At 39.0% G+C, this 20,756-nt stretch carries 18 protein-coding genes; 2 read left to right on the forward strand and 16 right to left on the reverse strand.

What is annotated here, in order from left to right; genetic code table 11:
• Window positions 1-8 precede the first annotated feature (8 nt).
• Entirely contained in the window at window positions 9-1,061 is a 1,053-nt protein-coding gene (locus BTHG_RS05540; RefSeq protein ID WP_010283190.1) for a DmpA family aminopeptidase, read from the reverse strand.
• 240 nt (window positions 1,062-1,301) lie between these two features.
• Between BTHG_RS05540 and BTHG_RS05545 the strand changes: the two genes are divergently transcribed.
• On the forward strand, window positions 1,302-2,297 hold the full coding sequence (locus BTHG_RS05545; protein ID WP_010283191.1) for a zinc-binding dehydrogenase: 996 nt from the start codon (window positions 1,302-1,304) through the stop codon (window positions 2,295-2,297).
• 35 nt (window positions 2,298-2,332) lie between these two features.
• On the opposite strand, the gene BTHG_RS05550 is transcribed toward BTHG_RS05545, so the two are convergent.
• The 4 genes from BTHG_RS05550 to BTHG_RS05565 are packed head-to-tail and all read right to left on the reverse strand — an operon-like array spanning window position 2,333 to window position 5,787.
• Window positions 2,333-3,076, reverse strand: coding sequence for a hypothetical protein (locus BTHG_RS05550; RefSeq protein WP_010283192.1), 744 nt, complete (start codon window positions 3,074-3,076; stop codon window positions 2,333-2,335).
• A 48-nt stretch (window positions 3,077-3,124) separates the two neighbouring features.
• On the reverse strand, window positions 3,125-4,393 hold the full coding sequence (gene kynU / locus BTHG_RS05555; protein WP_010283193.1) for a kynureninase: 1,269 nt from the start codon (window positions 4,391-4,393) through the stop codon (window positions 3,125-3,127).
• Between the two features lie 13 nt (window positions 4,394-4,406).
• Window positions 4,407-5,552, reverse strand: a complete 1,146-nt coding sequence (locus BTHG_RS05560) for a GNAT family N-acetyltransferase (RefSeq protein ID WP_026021707.1) — start codon at window positions 5,550-5,552, stop codon at window positions 4,407-4,409.
• A 34-nt stretch (window positions 5,553-5,586) separates the two neighbouring features.
• Entirely contained in the window at window positions 5,587-5,787 is a 201-nt protein-coding gene (locus tag BTHG_RS05565; protein WP_010283195.1) for a hypothetical protein, read from the reverse strand.
• A 147-nt stretch (window positions 5,788-5,934) separates the two neighbouring features.
• Between BTHG_RS05565 and BTHG_RS05570 the strand changes: the two genes are divergently transcribed.
• Window positions 5,935-6,252 carry a hypothetical protein gene (locus BTHG_RS05570; protein ID WP_010283196.1) on the forward strand — a complete coding sequence of 106 codons (318 nt, stop codon included), beginning with the start codon at window positions 5,935-5,937 and terminating at the stop codon, window positions 6,250-6,252.
• A gap of 258 nt (window positions 6,253-6,510) precedes the next feature.
• Here BTHG_RS05570 and ald read toward each other — a convergent pair whose 3' ends face one another.
• The 11 genes from ald to BTHG_RS05630 form a co-directional block, all read right to left on the reverse strand.
• A complete protein-coding gene (ald, locus tag BTHG_RS05580; protein WP_010283197.1) occupies window positions 6,511-7,614 on the reverse strand; it encodes an alanine dehydrogenase in 1,104 nt (367 codons plus the stop codon).
• 91 nt (window positions 7,615-7,705) lie between these two features.
• Entirely contained in the window at window positions 7,706-9,058 is a 1,353-nt protein-coding gene (locus tag BTHG_RS05585; protein ID WP_010283198.1) for an aspartate aminotransferase family protein, read from the reverse strand.
• A 36-nt stretch (window positions 9,059-9,094) separates the two neighbouring features.
• Window positions 9,095-10,561 (reverse strand): CoA-acylating methylmalonate-semialdehyde dehydrogenase, encoded by a 1,467-nt coding sequence (locus BTHG_RS05590; RefSeq protein ID WP_010283199.1) that lies wholly within the window; start codon window positions 10,559-10,561, stop codon window positions 9,095-9,097.
• 161 nt (window positions 10,562-10,722) lie between these two features.
• Window positions 10,723-12,330 carry a PucR family transcriptional regulator gene (locus tag BTHG_RS05595; RefSeq protein ID WP_010283200.1) on the reverse strand — a complete coding sequence of 536 codons (1,608 nt, stop codon included), beginning with the start codon at window positions 12,328-12,330 and terminating at the stop codon, window positions 10,723-10,725.
• 172 nt (window positions 12,331-12,502) lie between these two features.
• Window positions 12,503-12,715, reverse strand: a complete 213-nt coding sequence (locus tag BTHG_RS05600) for a hypothetical protein (RefSeq protein WP_010283201.1) — start codon at window positions 12,713-12,715, stop codon at window positions 12,503-12,505.
• 31 nt (window positions 12,716-12,746) lie between these two features.
• Window positions 12,747-14,066, reverse strand: coding sequence for a solute carrier family 23 protein (locus BTHG_RS05605; protein ID WP_010283202.1), 1,320 nt, complete (start codon window positions 14,064-14,066; stop codon window positions 12,747-12,749).
• Between the two features lie 72 nt (window positions 14,067-14,138).
• Entirely contained in the window at window positions 14,139-15,611 is a 1,473-nt protein-coding gene (locus BTHG_RS05610; protein ID WP_010283203.1) for an NCS1 family transporter, read from the reverse strand.
• A 124-nt stretch (window positions 15,612-15,735) separates the two neighbouring features.
• Window positions 15,736-17,154, reverse strand: coding sequence for a dihydropyrimidinase (gene hydA, locus BTHG_RS05615; protein ID WP_010283204.1), 1,419 nt, complete (start codon window positions 17,152-17,154; stop codon window positions 15,736-15,738).
• A 34-nt stretch (window positions 17,155-17,188) separates the two neighbouring features.
• Window positions 17,189-18,472 (reverse strand): NAD-dependent dihydropyrimidine dehydrogenase subunit PreA, encoded by a 1,284-nt coding sequence (preA, locus tag BTHG_RS05620; RefSeq protein ID WP_010283205.1) that lies wholly within the window; start codon window positions 18,470-18,472, stop codon window positions 17,189-17,191.
• Window positions 18,473-18,502: 30 nt separating this feature from the next.
• Entirely contained in the window at window positions 18,503-19,873 is a 1,371-nt protein-coding gene (locus BTHG_RS05625) for an NAD(P)-dependent oxidoreductase (RefSeq protein ID WP_010283206.1), read from the reverse strand.
• Between the two features lie 310 nt (window positions 19,874-20,183).
• Window positions 20,184-20,744, reverse strand: a complete 561-nt coding sequence (locus BTHG_RS05630) for a maltose acetyltransferase domain-containing protein (protein WP_010283207.1) — start codon at window positions 20,742-20,744, stop codon at window positions 20,184-20,186.
• Window positions 20,745-20,756 lie beyond the last annotated feature (12 nt).

Consider the following 20,756-nt stretch of genomic DNA (forward strand, 5'->3'; position numbering starts at 1 on the left):
TTTCCCCCTCATTTCGATAATAGTTCATCGATAAATTCAACTAATGAATAGAGTGTGTTACCATTACGGCCTGTTGTCGTTTTTGCTGTAACTAACGACTGTAAAATGGCTTCCTCTGTTGCATCTGCTGTTGCTAGGAAGGCTTGATCTAGATCATCTTCGTGGACTACATTAAAGGTAAGCAAATTAGCCTTGTTTTCGTGACTTATTCTTGTTGCAGTTGAAAATCCAATAAAAATATCACCACTTCCGTTTCCGATAAATGAACCAGTTCTGCTTAGCCCCACTGAAGAACGCTTTATAATTCGCTTCAATTGGCGTGAGGTGACAGGTAAATCAGTAGCGATAATAATCATAATCGAACCTTTATCACCAGTTTCGCTTTTTTTCGGAAGCTTAGCTTTTATGATTGGACCCACATAAATTCCATTTAGCCGAAACTGATCAATTTCCCCAAAATTGGATAGCACTAATACACCGATTGTGTACGTCCCATGCGGGTATGTAAGAATCCTTGAAGATGAGCCTATCCCCCCTTTTAGCCCAAAGCACTTCATTCCAGTTCCGGCACCAACACCACCCTCTTCAAAATCGATATTGGCGGTTTCTAAGGCTTCTCGGACATGTTTTTTGGTTACGGACTGTTTACGGATGTTATTTAAAAACATATCATTACACTCACCAACGACAGGGTTTACAGTCCCAGTTGTATCCCCGATTTCTTTATTTTGAGTTAAACTGTAACTAATGAGGTGATTCGCGACTTCGCCCGCGCTCAATGTGTTTGTCAGTAGAATCGGCGTTTCAATGGTGCCTAGTTCATCAATTTGCAGAGTCCCCATCGTCTTTCCGAACCCATTCATAGCATATGAGGCAGCAATCACTTTATTGTTAAAAATATTTTCGTCATGCGGGATAATCGCTGTCACCCCTGTTTGAATATCACCGTTTGCTATCGTAGAATGGCCAACTTTGACTCCTTTCACATCTGTAATTTTATTTAAAGGTCCTGTTGGTAATGTTCCGATTTGAATTCCATATTCTCGTACTCTTTTTTGCATGTTTACAAACCCTTTCCGATAAGTGTTTATATTAGTATAGGCTAGTTTTTTAGGGATGAGAATCCGTATGAAGGAAAATTTTGAAGGTTGCTTTTTTGATGGTATGACACCCTTAGTTGCTTCAATGCACGAGAGTGACTTCTCCACGTACTGGATTAATGTCCAAACCAACTTATTGAAACTTTCAGTAGATTTCTATTAAAATAGAACTATCGTTTCAACAATTGAGGAGGGGAAAATATGAAAGCGTTTGTACATCACAAAATACCAGGAATTGAAGGTACATCCTATTCAGATATCGAAGAAATTGAACCAAAACAAGGAGAAGTAAAGGTCAATCTAAAAAGTGCAGGCCTTAATCACCGCGATTTATTTGTTTTACATAGACATAAAGATACAGATCCCCCACTAGTGATTGGTTCTGACGGAGCTGGGATTGTTGAGGCTGTTGGTCCAGGTGTTAACGGCGTTAAGGTTGGTGATGAAGTTATTATTAATCCATCATTAGGTTGGAACGAAAAGAGTGATGCACCACCTGAAGGCCACGAGATTCTTGGCTTGCCTGACCATGGAACCTTTGCTGAAAAAATCACGATTTCAGCAAACAATGTCGGACCAAAGCCAGCCCATTTGTCTTGGGATGAAGCTGGTGTATTGTCACTTGCGGCCATGACTGCATATCGCGCATTATTCACTCGAGCGCAAGTAAAACCAACCGATACTATCCTTTTACCAGGAATCGGTAGTGGCGCTGTTACATTCCTTTTACTTTTTGCGAAAGCTGTTGGAGCAAGGGTTATCGTAACTTCGCGTTCTGAAATAAAACGAAACCACGCTCTTGAATTAGGTGCAGATGTTGCGATTGATAGCCATTGCGACTGGAATGAGTCGTTAAATGGTGAAACAGTTGATATTGTGGTCGAAACAGTTGGAGCAGCAACCTTCCATAAATCCCTTGGTCAGTTGCGAAAAGGTGGAAAAATGGTGACTTTCGGTGCATCTGCAGGTGATACTGTTGACTTTAATCTTCGTGAATTTTTCTATGGCCAGTATACATTGCTAGGCTCCACTATGGCTAGTACAGAAGAGTTCAATGAAATGCTTCAGTTTGTGAATGAACATAAAATTAAGCCTGTACTTGATAAAGTGTTTCCTCTTACTGAAGCTAGAAAAGCGTTGCAACGCATTGATGAAGCTGAACAATTCGGAAAAATAGCGATTAAAATTGATGATTAACAAAAAACTGCACCCACCACCCAGGTGCAGTTTTATTATCTAAAATAACCCGCTAATTTTTTCTTCATTTGCTCTTTGTTCTCGGCAAATTGTCGGTGTCGGTGGCCATTTCCACCTGATGTATGTGGAAATCCATAAAGGATAGAATCAGGTGATACATAATCATTTTCTGCAAGTTCGTCTAACACTGCTGTTACATTTACCCCTAACGGAATGATGAAAGGATTTTGAAGAATCTCAACTTCCTTCGTAAAACTTTCCATTATATGTTTCTTTAATAGCTCATTTCTTACCATATTTGGTGTAGAACCACTATAGTTTTTTCCCTTATAAAAGACGGGATACCTAATCACTGAAGCTGTTTGGACAAGGTGGCTTGCTGATGTAAATAGCTTACTTGTCGAATTGATTTCTAAATAGGAGTGTAAACCAAGCTCGTCCAACATTCGAATCAGATTTTTCCTCATTGGGCCTTCAAAGCTTGAGTTGTTCTTGACCTGATGAAGAAGTTCTTCATCTGATAGATACTTATTTTTCGGGTCTAGAATTGTTGAAAAGGATCGTTTCATTTGGTGCATCCCCGGGGTAATACCTACAATCATAACCTTTGCAGCTTCATTCACATATTCAAATGGTGCATAGTAAATTTCTAGGTGTTTTTTCTCATCTTTTTCTAATAAAAACGTCTCGCTTTTTATATCATCTTCTTCATAGTCGATTGGCAAGGATAATATTTTATCCTTATATGTATCGAACTTTGAAGAGGGTACGATTGCCACATGTATTCCTCCTTCTCTTGAAAAAAGGTATACCAAATCAGGTATACCTCAGGCCACTACGTCACGTTCATTTTTATATTTTTCGTATTGCTTTTCTTCCATTATCGTTTTTAACATTTGAACAACATTCCATACGTCTTCGAAGGAATTATAGAGCGCTACCGGTGCAAGTCGAATCATATTTGGAGCACGGAAGTCTGGAATCACTCCATTTTCTTTTAATGCTTTGCAAATTCGTGCTGCCTCTTTATGCTCAAGTCCGACATGCCCACCTCTAACAGCCTCTTCACGTGGCGTACCAATCGTAAATCCCATTCCTGCTAGTTCAGTATCGATTAGTTGTATGAATAAATTCGTCATCGATAAAGACTTGCTACGAATCGTATCAATCCCGGCCTCTGCAAACATTTCAAGTGAGCCAATTAAAGGAGCCAAGCTTAGCACATGTGGCGTCCCGATTTGAAAGGCTCCTGCATTTCCGGCAGACATAAATGTATGCTCCATATCAAATTGCTTTTGTTTATCTGATCCAAACCATCCAGCCAGGCCAGGTAACACTCCAAAATGTTTACGATTCACATATAACCCAGCAACAGCTCCAGGACCTCCGTTTAGATGCTTATAATTACACCAAAAAGCAAAGTCCACATCCCATTCAGAAAAAGAATGAGGGATTGAGCCAACTGAATGACATCCATCAAATCCGATTAAAATACCTCGTTTATGTGCTTCGGCTGTTACATACTTCATATCCAAAATTTGACCACTGCGATACAAAATCGATGGTAAAATGACTAACGCTACTTCGTCAGTCATTGCCTCAACGATGTCGTCCTCAGCTAAATATCGACCATCATGACTTTTAACCCGAACAAGATGTTCTTCTGGATTAAACCCGTGGATACGGAGTTGGCTTTGCAGAGCATAAATATCTGATGGAAAATTCAATTCATCTGCGACAATTTTGGTACGTTTCCCTTTTGGATGATAAAAAGTCGCTACTACCTGATGTAAATTCACAGTCGTTGAGCCTGTTACTATCACTTCCTCAGGTGACGCACCAACAAGTGGAGCAAGCTGTTCACTTGCCTTTTCAGACATATAAAACCACGGCTGCCTTCCTTGTGTCCAACCGTCAATGCCAAACTCCTTCCAATCCTCCAATGTGTGAAGCAATGTCCGCTCTGCCCTTTTTGACAAAAGACCTAGCGAGTTCCCGTCCATATAAATCGTGTTTGGCTGCAGATAAAATTCCTCTCGAAATTTTGCTAACGGATCTTCCCTATCTAGTTTTCTTGTATACTCTAAAAAATCCATGATCGTTTCCTCCTTAAAAAAAGTCGTACATATACCCTGGACGATTTGGGATTATTTTTTCAAAAGCTTCAATGTCACTGTCAGTACCTGAAATCATGCCAGCAGCAAACAATTCGGTCGGACGTTGGTGCCCAAAGAGAGCCGTTGATAAGGCAGTGATAGAAAGATTTAATCCACCATCAGAAACATCAGTAATGCTAACCTCCCCGTTGTTTACGAGAAAAGTTTTTTCATTCCAAGGCGCAAATGGGTCTTTGACCTGGAGCCTCACTGTTTCGTTTCCTGCAAATTGATATTTTTGTAAAAATGACTCAACATCTACAATTCGCACCATAAAATATGGTAAAACCTCACGTTTTACTGTTTTTTGTTTCTTCAAGGCGAAAAATAACGGTTCTTTTTCATAGGTTGTCATTACGAGTTCCGATATCATTGAATCGTGTTGACATATAAAGTTCCATAACCCTCGACGTGCTTCAACATTAACCGGAACAAATTCTTCAACTGACATTTTGTTTTCCTTTGTTTCATACAAAATATATCCGGTTGGTTTATGTGCAGCATCGTAATAAATTGCAATCGTAAGGTCCTCGATTACGCTTTTCCACCACTCATCTCCACGAACAACCATCCCTGCGAACTGTGATGCGTACTGTTCATAAACTTGGTTTAATTCATTCAATTGAACATTTGCAACGAGAAACCGTTTTACGTAGCCATTAGCTGGTTCAAGCATAACTAAATCAGCACGATGATGAACCGTTTTTAAGCGATTGCTAAATAACTCCCAACCATACTTCCGATAAAACGAAACATCAAACGGATGCAGCATTGAAACTGTAAAGCCTCTTGCCTTCATTGTTTCAAGAACATTTGTCAGCAATTCCTTCACATAGCCCTTCCTTCGGTATTCCGGATATGTCGCGACACCTGCAATTCCACCCATTTTAAAAGTTTGCTTTCCTATATATGTAGTAAGTGGAATAAGATGAAGCTTAGCAGCTAACATATTATTTTCATAGATTCCATAAATTTGATGCTTTTTCATATTGCTTATGTTTGCTTCCAACCGTTCTTCGGGCACTTTATATTGAAATGCATATTCTGATAAACGTATGGAATCTAAAAATCGTTCTTCTGTAATCGTCTCTATCTCCATAGATTCAACAACCCCTAATTCAGGATATTCATATTTACTCACAATTAACCTCATGTAGACTAAAGATATGTTTTTCTTTAAACACAACCGTTCCACCATTCTCCATACAAGCCTCTGCTATCTGTATATTTAATTTGTGGTTATCCCTTATTTCTAGTATTCTAACACCCCCATAAATTACAATTACAAGACTAAAAATGATTGCAATGAGGAGATTTCGCCTACTTTTACTCATATCTTCACCCCTTCTTTAGGGTAACATATTTACCACATTTTTCAATTTTTTATATGAATTTTCGCAATTTTTGTAAAAAAGTTTTGGTGGATTTTTGATTTTATCCGGTGTATGATAGTAACATTAACAATGGGGAGATGGTAAAAAATGAGGAAAAGTTTAGTCTTTGCCATCGTCATGTTTGTAGCAATCATGTCCTTCTCAGCCACAAACTTACACTCCCATACATTTAAATCATCAGACATCCAAGAAAACACAGTAACTATTAGTGGTGTATCATACGACAATCTTTTGTTAACTGATGATGGTAAACTAAAAATTTCTTGGGTGCTTTTTTCAATCACATCGATATTTCTCGTTCTTCAGGGAATTTTTAAGAACATTGATGTGAACGAACCCAACCGAAAATTTTGGTGGATAACGCCCATTTTTTATCAATCGAATTATGTGGGGAAAGCTCTTTGATTTTTTAGATTTTAAAAATCAAGGAGGCAAAAGACTATGTGGTTTCGATTTATTATGATTGGGTTATGTTCCTTAACTGTGACTAGTTTGTTCATTTTTCAAGGAATTGAGATTACGCAAGCATTTAAAGACTTTTTCACTCATAAATAGTACGAAAAAAACGAATGTAGGATTATTTTCTACATTCGTTTTTTGGTTTTGATTACTCCTGTGTTAAAAGTTTGTTTTGGACTTTCATCGAATCATCCTCCTTAATGGTTAAATAGAGGCCACATACGGTAGATTATGCGCTTTGGCTACTCCTTCACAAACAATTTTCCCAGCAATTATATTTAGCCCTTTTTGTAAAGAGCTATTTTCTGCAAAGGCACGCTCGTAGCCTTTGTTCGCGATTTGTAGGATATAAGGTACTGTCACATTAGTGAGTGCTATTGTTGATGTTCTAGGCACGGCACCAGGCATATTTCCTACTGCATAATGAACGACACCATGTTTCGTATATGTGGGGTTTGCATGTGTTGTAACATGGGTAGCACTTTCAAAGATTCCTCCTTGATCAATGGCGACATCAACAATAACAGAACCTTCCTCCATTAAACAAACCATTTCGGTTGTCACTAGCTTTGGTGCTTTAGCACCTGGAATCAATACAGCACCAATTACAAGGTCTGATTCAGCCACCGCTTGTCCAATTGTATATGGATTCGACATCAAGGTTGTGATGGAATTTCCAAAAATATCATCTAACTCTCGTAATCTTGTAGGATTAACATCCAAAAGTGATACGTGCGCTCCAAGACCCACTGCTATTTTTGCTGCGTTCATTCCAACAACACCACCGCCAACGATGGTTACTTTCCCTCGACTTACCCCAGGGACACCACCAAGAAGAACTCCTTTTCCTCCTTTTGTTTTTTCAAGAAATGTAGCACCAATTTGAGTGGCCATTCTTCCAGCAACTTCACTCATTGGTGTGAGTAAAGGAAGACTTCTATCCTCTAATTGCACTGTTTCATAGGCAATTGCAACTACGTTTTTTTGCATCAGATTTTGCGTTAATTCACGATCAGCTGCTAGATGCAAATATGTAAATAAGATTAATCCATCATAAAAGTACTGATATTCCTCTTGAATTGGTTCTTTTACTTTTATCACCATATCACAAGCCCAAACATCAGCAGCCGATTGCACAACGGTTGCACCAGCTTCCAGGTAAAGCTCATCAAAAAAACCTGAATTACTACCTGCACCAGTTTCAATAAAAACCTGGTGATTATGTTGAACCAGTTGTAAGACACCAGCAGGAGTCAGCGCCACACGATTTTCATTATTTTTTATTTCCTTTGGTACCCCGATTCTCATCCCCATCACCTTTCGAATTAGAAATTTCTTGGAAAAAACACCCGAAATCCCTTTCATTTGAAATAGATTCCGAGTGTTGGATGTTAACTCATTACAAAGCGTTAATTTCTTCAATCAAAGTTCTTTGGACAAATTGTAAGTCTTCATCAGATATTGACAGAGGTGGAGCTAGGGTTAACACATTATTGTATCCTGCCACTGTAGCCCCGTTTTTCCCAATAATAAGACCCTTTTGCAAACAACCAGCTATGACTTTATTTACCTTACTAGCATCAAGTGGCGCTTTCGTATCTTTATCATTGACTAGTTCAATCCCAATCAGTAAACCTTTTCCTCTAATGTCACCAACATATGGATGGTCAACTAATGCAACTGAAAGACCTTCTTTCAATCTTTTACCAAGGTCTTGTGAACGGTCAAATAGATTTTCCTGCTCCATAATTTCGAGGTTTTTCAGTGCCAAGGCACAAGCTGCAGGGTTTCCACCGAACGTGTTCACATGGCGGAAGTAATCATATTCTTCAGAGCCTTTAAATGCTTCATAAATTTCTTTTCTAACGGCCGTAGCTGATAATGGCAGATATGCACTTGTAATCCCCTTGGCCATTGTAATGATATCTGGTTTCACTCCATAATTCATAAATCCAAATGGTTTGCCAGTACGTCCGAATCCACAAATTACTTCATCAACAATTAACAGTGCACCATGTTTTTCACATACTTCCTTGACCCCGGCCATGTATTGATCTGGAGGAACAATAACGCCACCACCAGTAATGATTGGCTCCATAATCACGCCTGCAATCGTCTCACTAAGCTCCCAAGTCATTACGCGGTCAATATCTTTAACAGATTGTAAGTCTGACGCTTTAGTATCCACTTTTTCATCTGTCCGATAAAGATCGGGTGGTGCAACATGAAGAAAGCCGGGTGCAAGTGGCTCATATTTATATTTTCGTTGTGCTTGACCTGTTGCAGCAAGAGACCCCATTGAATTTCCATGGTAGGCTCGATATCGTGAAATAAATTTATAACGGGTGTGTTCCCCATTTTGTTGATGGTACTGCCTTACTAGTTTAAATGCCGTTTCATTCGCTTCCGAACCGCTATTTGAGAAGAATATAACATACTCGTCGCCTAGCATTTCATTCAATTTTTCAGCAAGTTTAATTGCCGGTTCATGGCTTTGTGTTAATGGAAAATATGCCATCTCTTTAAGCTGGTCATGAGCAGCATCTGCTAATTCTTTTCTTCCGTACCCCACATTTACACACCATAGCCCAGACATAGCGTCGAGATATCGCTTCCCATTATGATCGGTTACCCATGACCCTTCTGCTTTCTTAATGACTAACGTCGCATTTGGATTATAAGGCTTCATTGAATGCCATACATAATCTTTATCTTTTGATAGCAGGTCGTCAACTTGCTTAACTTTCGTCATTCCCGCCTTCCCCCCTCAAAATTAACTTTTTCCTTATTAATAATCAAAACGGGATGTAATCATTTTCTTACGTGTATAAAAATTCACACCATCTTTTCCATTCACATGAAGGTCACCGTAAAATGAATCCTTCCATCCTGAGAATGGGAAAAAGGCCATTGTTGCTGGTACTCCAACATTAATACCAAGCATTCCTGCTTCTGCTTCTTCTCTGAATTGTCTAGCCGCTCTTGCGTCTTTTGTATAGATAGTGGCACCATTCCCAAAGCGTGACTTTCGAATATAATCAAGTCCCTCATCTAAATCCTTTGCACGTAGCAGGCTTAATACAGGTGCAAAGATTTCCTCTTTTGCAATTGTCATATCAGGGGTTACATGGTCAAAAATCGTCGGGCCTAAAAAGTTCCCTTCTGGCATTTCATCCATTTCTTTTCTTCCATCTCTAATAAGTGTTGCTCCTTCTTCAAGCCCCTTCTTTACATAGCCAAGCACTTTATTTAAATGGGATTCACGAATAACAGGTGTTAAAAGCACCTCATCATCCATTCCATTCCCAATCGTTAAATTATCGGCAGCATCCTTTAAAGCAGATACAAACTTTTCATTATCCCCAACTACTACAACTGCACTACAAGCCATACAGCGTTGTCCTGCACTTCCAAATGTAGAGCTAATGATATTCGCGACAGCCTTTTCCATATCCGCATCCGGCATAATAATATGATGGTTTTTTGCACCTGATAAAGCTTGAACCCGTTTCCCTTGTTGTGCTGCCCGCTCGTATACATATTTCGCAACAGGTTGTGAACCTACAAACGATATGGCACTTACATTTGGATGATCCAACAAGCCATTTACAACATCATGTGCACCATGGACAACATTTAAAACACCTTTTGGTGCACCCGCTTCTGTAAATAAACGTGCAAGTTCATTTGCTAGCATAGGTGTGCGTTCCGATGGCTTTAAAACGAAAGTATTTCCACAAGCTACTGCTAATGGGAACATCCACATTGGGACCATCATTGGAAAGTTAAAAGGAGTAATTCCACCTACCACACCTAATGGGTAGCGGAACATTTCAGAATCAATATCCTCTGCAATATTTGATAATGTCTCCCCCATCATTAAGGTCGGAGCACCTGCAGCAAATTCCACACATTCAATCCCTCTTAGTACTTCACCATGTGCCTCTTTGTATGCTTTTCCATTTTCTTGAACAACAAGTCTTGCCAACTTTTCATGATTTTCTGTTAGTAAATAGTGATACTTGTATAAAATCCTCGCTCGCTTTGGAACAGGGGTATTTTTCCAAACTTTAAATGCTTCTCTAGCAGCTTTTACAGCAAGGTCAACATCTTCTTTCGAAGAAAGCGGCACTCGTATTAATGTCTCTTTTGTTGCAGGATTTGGAACCTCTAATGTTTCAGTTCCTTGCGCATTCACCCATTCTCCATTTATATAGTTTTTTAGTACAACTGTTTCATTTTTTACTAATGCCATAATTGTACAGCCTCCTTTTCGTACTCGTAATATTCGAAACTCTTAACTCATATGTAAATTATCTCTTAAAGCGAAAATGCTTTCATTAGACATTCTGTAAAATAACTGCTTGTAATTTTTCCACATTTTGATTACTAAAAAACCCACTAGCAGATAGTGGGCTACAAAACTTCCTTCTTCTCTTTTAATTGTTTGGATGAAACTAAAAAATCGTATGATAAAATCATGAACTCAATGGCCAGTCGTTTTTCGTGGCTCATAAAGTCTGGGCCTAATAGTTTTTCTAGCTTTTGGATACGATGATATAATGTTTGCCTTACAACAAATAAGCGTTTCGCTGTTTCTTGCTTGGAGCCATTACATGATAAATAGGTTTTAAGAGTTTCCATTAACTTTCCATTGTATTTTTTATCATAGGCGATGACAGGCTCTAAATACTCTAGAACAACCTCCTGCAAATCGATATGTCTATGTAGTAAAGATATGAGCCGGAATATATGTAGATCATCATAAAAATGACTTTGTACAGGAATTGATAGACGATGTTGAATACGAATGGTTTCTAAAGCAGTTTGATAACTTTTATGTACATCTATCAGCTCCTCTACAAATTTCCCAATACCAAATAATGGTTGGACTTTGCCCTTTCCACGCCGTATATCCGAGTCTATCAACCTCTGAATGCCCTCTTGAACTCTCGGTTTCCATGTCGTAATACTTCGTTCATTAAGAAGAATGAACACGATTGTGTTTCTTTTTTCAGCGATGAAAAGTGTAAAGCCCTGCTGATCAAAAATGGCACGTACAAACATTTTAAAATATGTTACATCACTTGTTGTATACTCATCGATTGTGTCCATTTTACAAATACAAACAACGGCCCCTTTTGGTTTTCGAGTCAATGTAAGTGCTAAATACTCATTGATTGCCTCTTCATTTTGCTCACCATCTAACCAATCATTAATCCATTCAGTAGCTTCCATCCTTTGCTTTTCCTCAACATAAAGATTACGAAGAAACAATTGAGCAAGAGCCGTTGCTGTGCGATCTAAAATAAGGTGGTCAAATTCGGTTAATTCTCGTTCCTCAGAGATAATGGCCAATTCTGCATAACTTTCTCCTAAAAGATGAATTGGAATTTTTGCTATATAAGTAGAGTCTTCTGATTGAAATTTCATTTTTTCAAGTTGCTTGATTCGTTTATGTTCGGGAACTTCTGGGATAAATTGAGTTTCATTGTTATTAAAGAGGATGATTACTTGAACCTGGAGGTAGCTTCTAATAAATTTTAGAATTTCAATATAATGATCGATTGACAATAATCTCTTGTTTAATGCTTGTGAGTAATTCTCAAGATTCGTTATCATTTGATATTGGCGGTTAATAAGGAGACCATGGATGTCTTGTGTAATTTCAACAAAGGGTACTTCTTTTAAAAAGAGAATAATTGGAAACTGGTACTTGTTTGCGATATCTATAATTTCAGGTGGAATCGATGAGGTGTATATTCCCAGTTCAATACAGATTCCTACTGCATGCGAATCAATTAATTGCTGTATGACTGAGATAAATTTCTCCTTGTTATCCCTCCAAGCAACACCTGTTGAAAGAATTAATTCATTTCCATTTAAGAGATTGCGAATATTAATAACTTCAACAACATGGACCCATTTTACTTGTCGCCCGAGTCCCTCTTTTCCTGCAACTACTTTTATGTTTTCAAAGTGCTTTCGACCTAAAATATCTTCAACGGTAATATATGATTTCAATCGACAACTCCCCTATATTGAATTTTCTGATTAATCCCATTATACGCTATAACTTGTCTATATAGGAGAGATTTTCCAAATATTTATTTTTTAGTGTAATCACAAAGAATGCCGGTACCCACGGAAATTCGGATACCGGCACGAGATAGAAGCTCAGACTCTCAGAAAACTGTTAAGCACCTTCCTTTTGCTGCTTGATGAGCATCACTGTAAAATATTTTCGCCCTTCTGGTGTTACAATATGGAGAGTTTCTTTTTTATCATTTTTCTCGAAATCTACAAACGCCCCACTTAAATTTTCGGTAATATTCGTCATTTTATAGCCTTTTTGAAGGAGAAAATCTATTTTATCTCTTTCTTGTAAAAAAATTTGATATTCTGACATGAATGAACACTCCTTTTGATCTACATTTTTCCTACAGTGAAGTCTTTTTTTTATCTAACTCAACCTCAAACATATTGGTATTTTCATCGACTGTACCACCAGGTAAAGCCCAATTGAGAAGCACACCCAAAATAGCTGACAGTGCCATCCCATGAATTTCAAAGTTAGCTGTAAATTTCATGATTGCACCACCGATTCCAACAACTAAAATGACCGATGAAATAATAAGGTTACGCTTATCGTCCAAATCTACTTTACTATCGACCAGCATCCGCAATCCAGAAGCTGCGATGATTCCGAATAATAAAAGGGAAATTCCACCCATTACTGCTGTTGGGATTGAACTAATTAGTGCGGTAATTTTACCGATAAATCCAAACAGTATTGCAAATACTGCAGCTCCTCCGATAACAAAAACACTAAATACTCTCGTGATGGCTAATACACCGATATTTTCGCCGTACGTTGTATTCGGAGGGCCGCCCATTAACGCCGCTAGCATCGTGGCAATACCGTCACCCATTATCGAACGATGTAAACCTGGTCTTTGAAGTAGGTCTTTATGAACGACTTTACTTAAAACCATTTGATGTCCAATATGTTCGGATAATGTAACGATAGATACAGGTACCATTAAGGCAATAATACTTAGGGTTACAGTGGGGGAATAATGTACAAATGGAAAAAGAAAATCAGGTACTTCAAAGATTTTTGCAGCCTTGACACCAGAGAGATCAACTAACCCTACAATGGCTGCATAAATATATCCTCCTACAATTCCAATTAATACTGGAATTAAATTCAAAAAGCCCTTAAGAAAGATGGAGCTAATGATAACAATCATCAAGGTTACCAAAGCAACTGTAAAGTGGAGAAGGCTATATTCACCTGCAGAATCATTCATTGCCATTCCTACTGCTGTTGGTGCAAGGCTAAGTCCGATGACAATGATAACTGGTCCTACAACTACTGGTGGAAGTAGTTTTACAAGCCATTTATGACCTGTTGCTTTAATGATTAACGCAACAATTCCGTAAACAAGACCTGCTAAAAAACTTCCAATCATTGCGGCACCAGGTCCATCTGCAGCAGTTGCAGCGATAATCGGAGCAATAAATGCAAATGAAGAACCAACATAAGCCGGAACTTGACCCTTCGTTATAATCAGAAATGTAATGGTACCGACTCCACTCGAAATAAGGGCTACTCCCGGACTTAAGCCGACTAGGTATGGAACTAAGATGGTTGCGCCAAACATTGCAAACAAATGCTGTATACTTAAAACCAAAAACTTACCTGGTGGAGGGGACTCATTAATCCCCAAAACAACCTTCGTATCTTTACCGCTCATATTCCAATCCCCCTTTACCTCTAACGCTAAAATGGTTTACCAAAATTGTGTGGATTCACACTTTCGGAAAATCTACATTTTTGAATCAACAGTGGTTTCTGCTACATTCACATGTTGATTTTCGGAGATTTCCCAGTCACGCCCCACAGTTATTCCCAAATATTTCTCATCATCTGGGTCAACAATTTCTGCCTGCGTAAACTTATTAAAATACCAATATTTAGCTAAAACATAATAAATAACAGCTCCTACCCCAAATCCAACAAAGAAAGAATACGCAGAGAAGAAATACGCGGCAGTCCCTCCAACGATCCAAGCAATCATGCCTGCCCAGTTGACTCCATTTGAATATCTATACTGCCCCTCACTTTCATAAAGCTCAGGAACGTTAACCCTTCTTTTTCTTAGGAGGTAGTAATCCGTAAATAAAATTCCGACTATGGCTGATAGAATTCCCCCAATAATAAGAAGAGCTGGAATGATGACTCCAAATAATTTCCAAGGTTGAACAAGTAAACCTATTATCCCTGCTGTAATGACACCTGCCCAAAATGGAAATCTTGGTCCTCCCACGTTTGAGAAGATGGTTGCGGCAGGTACTACGTTGGCAGCAGTGTTTGTTGACCATTGTGCGAGTACAATCATTAATAAAAGGACGACCAATATGAATCCTCCTGCTGCTTCCTGTAATGCAACAACAGGGTCATAATTTAAAACAGCCACATATGCAACCGCACCAATGATAATCATTAATAAGTTAACAAGTGGCATAACGACGACATTTCCTGCAATTTGAGCCTTGTTTCGTTTCAACCAATTCCTCTCATACTTCGGAGCTTTAAAGAATCTAGATAACGAAGGCATATCAGCAGCAAGTGTTGCCCAAAAGCCCATGTTTGCCATCACAACAACCATAAATGCTGTTACGGCAGCGCCTCCATGAACTGGACTTTCCACCCATGTCCAAATATCTCGACCTTCGTCAGCGGCTTTTCCTGAAAGGGAAATGAACATCCAAAACGAGATGAGTAAAATGATTGGAGCAGCTAAATCTGCAAATCTCTCAATTGCTTTCATTCCAAGTGCGGTGTTCACTAATTGGGCTGCGGCAAATAGTAAAAAACAAATAAACCAGTTATCAAATCCAACAAGAATGTTTAAGATCGCATTCATAGCGGTTGCACCGAAATAGGTATTAATCCCAAACCAACAAGAAGCTGTAACACCACGCACGACTGAGGGTATGTGAGTTCCAATTGTTCCGAAGGGAGCCCGCATATAGACCGGAAACGAAAGTCCATGTTCGACTCCGATATCACCGATAAACGTCATGAAAAGCCCTATTAACACAGAGCCTACGATAGTTGCTACAATAACCCATCCAAGTGGTAAATGCCTAATGCCATCTCCACCGATTGCGAAAGCCGCAAGTACAATCGCCATACCTACCCAGATTAAGGAGAAACCAAACGCACTTATCTTCCTTACTCCATGCCCGATTGGAAACAAATCCGGAGATTTCAAAGAATTACTGTTTTTTTTCATGACAACGCCCTTTCTTTTAATTTTTTTAAATATTCAGAATTTAAATGTTGTACCTTTCCCCTCCTTTCCTAAATGAAGGAAGGAGTTTTTACTTACTCCCTCCCTCCTTCCATCCACTACTTCATTACATTGTTGCTGTTTTGTCCTTAACATTTTGATAATTTTGCCCGTATTTTGCACGTTTAATAAATTGACCTGCTCCAATTTTTCCAACAAACTGTTTATCACGGACAACAAATTCTCCTCTGGACAGAACGGATACTGGTTCCCCGGTGAATTTCATTCCTTCAAATGGACTATAATCAACAGCCATATGGTGGGTTTCAGCTGAAATGGTTCGCTCGATATTAGGATCAAAAATCACAATATCAGCATCAGCTCCAACAGCTATTGTCCCTTTTTTTGGATACAATCCGAACAGCTTTGCTACTTTTGTAGATGTTAGATCCACAAATTGATTCAACGTAATTCTTCCTTTTTTGACGCCTTCTGAGAAAAGAACTGTTAAGCGGTCTTCAATCATTGGACCACCATTTGGAATTTTCGAGAAATCACCTAAACCTAGCTCTTTTTGTCCTTTAAAGTCAAACGAACATTGATCAGAACCAAATGTTTGAAGCCGCCCAGTTCGTAATGCATTCCATAACACATCTTGATTCCATTTTTCACGTAACGGTGGTGACCAGACGTATTTAGCTCCTTCAAAATTCGGCTTTTCTAGATAAGATTGATCGAGAACTAAATATTGTGGACATGTTTCCCCCCACACATCAATTCCCTTTTCTCTCGCTTCCGTAATTGCTTTTACAGCATCCGCACAAGAAACATGGACAACATAGAGTTGCGAATTCGCTAGACCTGTAAAAGTTGCAGCCCGCTCTGTCGCCTCACCTTCTATTTCTTGTGGCCGAGTTAATGCATGATAGATTGGATCGGTCTTTCCTTCACTTAACGCCTTTTTTACGAGGTAGTCGATGACATCTCCATTTTCTGCGTGAACCATGACCAGTGCACCTAATTCCTTAGCCGCAACCAGTGTTTTAAATAGTGTTTCATCATCTGCCTGTAGTACATTTTTATAGGCCATGAATACTTTAAAAGATGTGATTCCTTCATTTTCAATAACAGATGGAAGTTCGTTCAATACTGCATCTGTTACCTCACCAATTGATAGGTGAAAACCGTAGTCGATCACTGCTTTACCCATGGACTTGCCATGCCATGTATTTATGGCATCTTTTAAGGGCTCTCCTTTATTTGATAAGCAAAAATCAATAACCGTCGTTGTGCCCCCAAAGGCAGCCGCAATTGTCCCCGTTTCAAAATCATCCTTTGTAACAGTACCTCCAAAAGGCATTTCTAGATGGGTATGTGGATCAATTCCACCTGGAAAAACATAGCAGTTACTTGCATCAACGACTTCTGCACCTTCGGTCGGAAGATTCCTCCCAATTTGACTAATCACACCATTTTCCACAAGAATTTCTGCTCGATAGGTATCTGTTGCTGTTACAATTGTTCCATTCTTGATCACTTTTTTCATCCATAGTTCCTCCCCTAAAAGAAATACGATTGTTTTATTTTATTGAGTCTACTTTACAGCTAGCTGCACCAAGAGCTGCCTGACGCTCATTCCATGTCATCGGTGGTAACCCGCTTGGGACTTCTACCATATCAATCGCTCCATCGACCGGACATACGATTGAACATAAATTACAGCCAACGCAATCTTCTTCTCTGACTTTTAATATGTTGTAGCCATTTCCGTCCTTAAGCATATCAATACATTGATGTGAGGTATCTTCACATGCAATATGACACTTATTACAATTTATACAAACATCATTATTGATTCTGGCAACAATTTTATAGTTTAGGTCAAGGTCACCCCAATCTGAATACTTTGGAACTGTTTTCCCAACGATATCCATAACTGACGCAATTCCTTTTTGATCTAAATAGTTATCTAACCCTTCAATCATGTCCTCAACTATCCTAAAGCCATGATGCATAGCTGCTGTACATACCTGGACACCAGATGCTCCCATTAGCATAAATTCAACCGCATCCTGCCAGGTTGAAATTCCCCCTATGCCAGAAATCGGAACATTGATATGAGGACTTCTAGCACATTCAGCAACCATATTTAGCGCAATCGGCTTTACAGCAGGGCCACAATATCCACCATGTGCACCTTTACCTCCGACATGCGGAATGGTGTTCCATGTATCAAGATCGACCCCTGCTAAACTATTAATTGTATTAATCATGCTGATTGCATCTGCTCCCCCTCTAGTGGCAGCTTCTGCAGTAGCCGTAATATCTGTAATATTGGGAGTAAGTTTCACAATAACTGGCGTTTGTGCTACTTCCTTTACCCAATAGGTTTGTTGCTCAACCAGTGAAGGCACCTGGCCAGATGCGGAGCCCATTCCTCTCTCAGCCATACCGTGCGGACAGCCAAAATTGAGCTCTAATCCATCAACACCCACATCTTCCACTCTTTTCACAATTTCATGCCATTTTTCTTGTTTTGGTTCAACCATTAATGAGGCTATGATTGTATGATTTGGGAAAAGCTTCTTTGTTTCTTTGATTTCTTTTAAGTTTACTTCTATTGGACGGTCTGAGATTAATTCAATATTATTAAAGCCAGCTACTCGCTGCCCATTAAAACTAACTGCTCCAAATCGTGATGTTACATTCAATATGGGATCACCTAGTGTCTTCCATACTGCCCCACCCCATCCTGCATCAAATGCACGTTGGACCTGATAGCCAGAATTTGTTGGAGGGGCTGAAGCTAACCAAAACGGATTTGGGGATTCTATACCTGCTAGATTAATTCGTAAATCTGCCATAGATAAGCCTCCTTTTTACCTGTTCTTTGTTTATGCAAATTCGGAAACTGCACCAACCATGATTTTATGAATGGCATACGCAGTGTCCTTTCCCTGCTGTGCCGCTGAAACAACCATTGCTTCCCCTTGACCTTTGCCAAAAATCACATCACCACATGCAAATACTTTTTTATTGGAAGTTTGGAGTGTTTCTTTATCAATTTTTACAACACCACCATGATGTTCCAGACCAAATTGTTCAATGAGATCTATATATCTTGTTTGGCCAATTGCCTTAATAACTGCATCTACCTCTAACGTGAAATCAGAGCCTTCTATTGGAACAGGGCGTCTTCTGCCATCTTCACCTGGTTCACCAAGCTCCATTTTGACACATTCAATGGCTCTAACACGTCCGTTTTCATCACCTATAATTCTTTTTGGAGCAGTTAGCCATCTAAATTCAACACCATCTTGCTTAGCGAATTCATACTCAAAATCATAAGCCGTCATTTCTTCAATTGTTCTTCTGTAGAGGATTTTTACATTTTCAGCACCTAATCTAACTGAACAAGTCGCTCCATCAATTGCGGTGTTACCTGCACCAATTACAACAACCTTTTTACCTACGAAACGGTTTGAAATTGGCTTTGTTTTTGTTTCTTTTACAAAATCTATCGCATCATAAACGCCCTCTAACTGTTCACCTTCTATACCCAATGAAGGAACCTTTGACATTCCAACTGCTAGAATGACAGCATCGTAGTTTTCAATGATTTCTTCTACTGAAATATCCGTTCCAACTCTAGTATTTGTTCGTATTTTTACATCTACACTCTCCACCTGCTTAACCTCCCAGAATGATATTTCCTGTGGAAGTCTAAAGGAAACAATACCATATGTGTTCAGTCCCCCAGCCTTATCCTCTGCTTCAAAAATCGTGACATCATAGCCGAGTAAACCAAGTTCCCTTGCAGCTGAGAGTCCAGCAGGCCCTCCTCCGACAACGGCAACTTTTTTTCCGTTTTTTCTACCTGGTTCAAAAAGCACCTGTTCATTTCGTATTGCCCAGTCCGTAGCATATCTTTGTAAATCACCAATCATAATCGGTTTTGTGGAACGATTTAGAACGCACGCTCCTTCACAGAGTTCCTCTGTTGGGCAAACACGTGCACAGCTTGCTCCGATAGGGTTGGATGTCATAATTGTTTTTGCTGATCCTTTTAGGTTTCCAGAAGCGATTTTTTTAATAAAGGTAGGAATATCTATTCCAGTAGGGCATGCAGTAATACAGGGGGCATCGTAACAATAAAGGCAGCGGTTGGATTCTTCAATAGCTTCACGATTCGTTAGTCCAGGGTTTACTTCATCGAAGTTTCGTTTCAAGTCCTCATATGAAATTCTTGTGTTTGAATGACTCATAGAGTTACCTCCTTCATATAGTAAGAAGTTGCAAGTTTAATAACCTATTAAAATTGCAACTAAATAAACCTATAAATTAGAAAGCGTTTACATAAATCATTACTGTCCTCTACTCTTTTTTGTTGTAGTTACAATTAGTTGTCCGAAAAATACGAACTTTATTTCTATTTTACTTATTATCTGATTTGATTGCATTATACAAAATGTGAAAAGATATAAGCTATTTTCCACTCATAACGTAAAACATAAAAAAGAGCCAAGGACTTTGAACCATATTCACAAATGACTCAAAATTTTCGCTCTTTTATTTTTATATCAGAATCTCTTTAATTATTTTTGCTGGATTTCCACCTACAACAACATTGTCAGGAACATCTTTTGTAACAACCGCACCAGAGGCGACAACGACATTGTTTCCGATTTTTACACCTGGATTGATGACAGCTCTACCGCCGATCCATACATTGTCACCAATTGTAACAGGCTTGCCTAATTCATTTCCTGACACTCTTTCTTCAGGATGTAATGGATGTGTTGCTGTATAAATGTGAACACCAGGTGCAATGAAGCAATTATAGCCAATCCGAATCTCACATACATCTAAAAATACACAATCAAAATTCGCATAGAAGTTTTCACCGACATGAATGTTGTAACCGTAATCACATCGAAAGGTTGGTTCGACATATAGATTTTCCCCGATAGTCCCAAACAGTTCCTTTAATAGCCTTTTTCGTTCTTCATTGTCTGTTTCAATTGTTTGGTTATATAGCCTTGTTAGACGTCTTGCACGTATTCTATCCTTTACTAATTCAGGGTCGGTTGGATTATATAGCCCACCGTCAAGCATTTTTTCTTTTTCTGTTTTCATTGCAGTGGTACA

The organism is Bacillus timonensis (genome assembly GCF_000285535.1).
GTDB lineage: Bacteria > Bacillota > Bacilli > Bacillales > Bacillaceae_L > Ferdinandcohnia > Ferdinandcohnia timonensis.

What these genes read in the sequence shown, in the direction of transcription:
- BTHG_RS05600 (WP_010283201.1), bottom strand. Translation starts at nt 12,715, where the DNA reads ATGTCAGAATATCAAATTTTTTTACAAGAAAGAGATAAAATAGATTTT.
- kynU (WP_010283193.1), bottom strand. Translation starts at nt 4,393, where the DNA reads ATGGATTTTTTAGAGTATACAAGAAAACTAGATAGGGAAGATCCGTTA.
- BTHG_RS05545 (WP_010283191.1), top strand. Translation starts at nt 1,302, where the DNA reads ATGAAAGCGTTTGTACATCACAAAATACCAGGAATTGAAGGTACATCC.
- BTHG_RS05610 (WP_010283203.1), bottom strand. Translation starts at nt 15,611, where the DNA reads ATGAAAAAAAACAGTAATTCTTTGAAATCTCCGGATTTGTTTCCAATC.
- BTHG_RS05540 (WP_010283190.1), bottom strand. Translation starts at nt 1,061, where the DNA reads ATGCAAAAAAGAGTACGAGAATATGGAATTCAAATCGGAACATTACCA.
- BTHG_RS05565 (WP_010283195.1), bottom strand. Translation starts at nt 5,787, where the DNA reads ATGAGTAAAAGTAGGCGAAATCTCCTCATTGCAATCATTTTTAGTCTT.
- hydA (WP_010283204.1), bottom strand. Translation starts at nt 17,154, where the DNA reads ATGAAAAAAGTGATCAAGAATGGAACAATTGTAACAGCAACAGATACC.
- preA (WP_010283205.1), bottom strand. Translation starts at nt 18,472, where the DNA reads ATGGCAGATTTACGAATTAATCTAGCAGGTATAGAATCCCCAAATCCG.
- BTHG_RS05605 (WP_010283202.1), bottom strand. Translation starts at nt 14,066, where the DNA reads ATGAGCGGTAAAGATACGAAGGTTGTTTTGGGGATTAATGAGTCCCCT.
- BTHG_RS05585 (WP_010283198.1), bottom strand. Translation starts at nt 9,058, where the DNA reads ATGACGAAAGTTAAGCAAGTTGACGACCTGCTATCAAAAGATAAAGAT.
- BTHG_RS05630 (WP_010283207.1), bottom strand. Translation starts at nt 20,744, where the DNA reads ATGAAAACAGAAAAAGAAAAAATGCTTGACGGTGGGCTATATAATCCA.
- BTHG_RS05560 (WP_026021707.1), bottom strand. Translation starts at nt 5,552, where the DNA reads ATGGAGATAGAGACGATTACAGAAGAACGATTTTTAGATTCCATACGT.
- BTHG_RS05625 (WP_010283206.1), bottom strand. Translation starts at nt 19,873, where the DNA reads ATGAGTCATTCAAACACAAGAATTTCATATGAGGACTTGAAACGAAAC.
- ald (WP_010283197.1), bottom strand. Translation starts at nt 7,614, where the DNA reads ATGAGAATCGGGGTACCAAAGGAAATAAAAAATAATGAAAATCGTGTG.
- BTHG_RS05570 (WP_010283196.1), top strand. Translation starts at nt 5,935, where the DNA reads ATGAGGAAAAGTTTAGTCTTTGCCATCGTCATGTTTGTAGCAATCATG.
- BTHG_RS05590 (WP_010283199.1), bottom strand. Translation starts at nt 10,561, where the DNA reads ATGGCATTAGTAAAAAATGAAACAGTTGTACTAAAAAACTATATAAAT.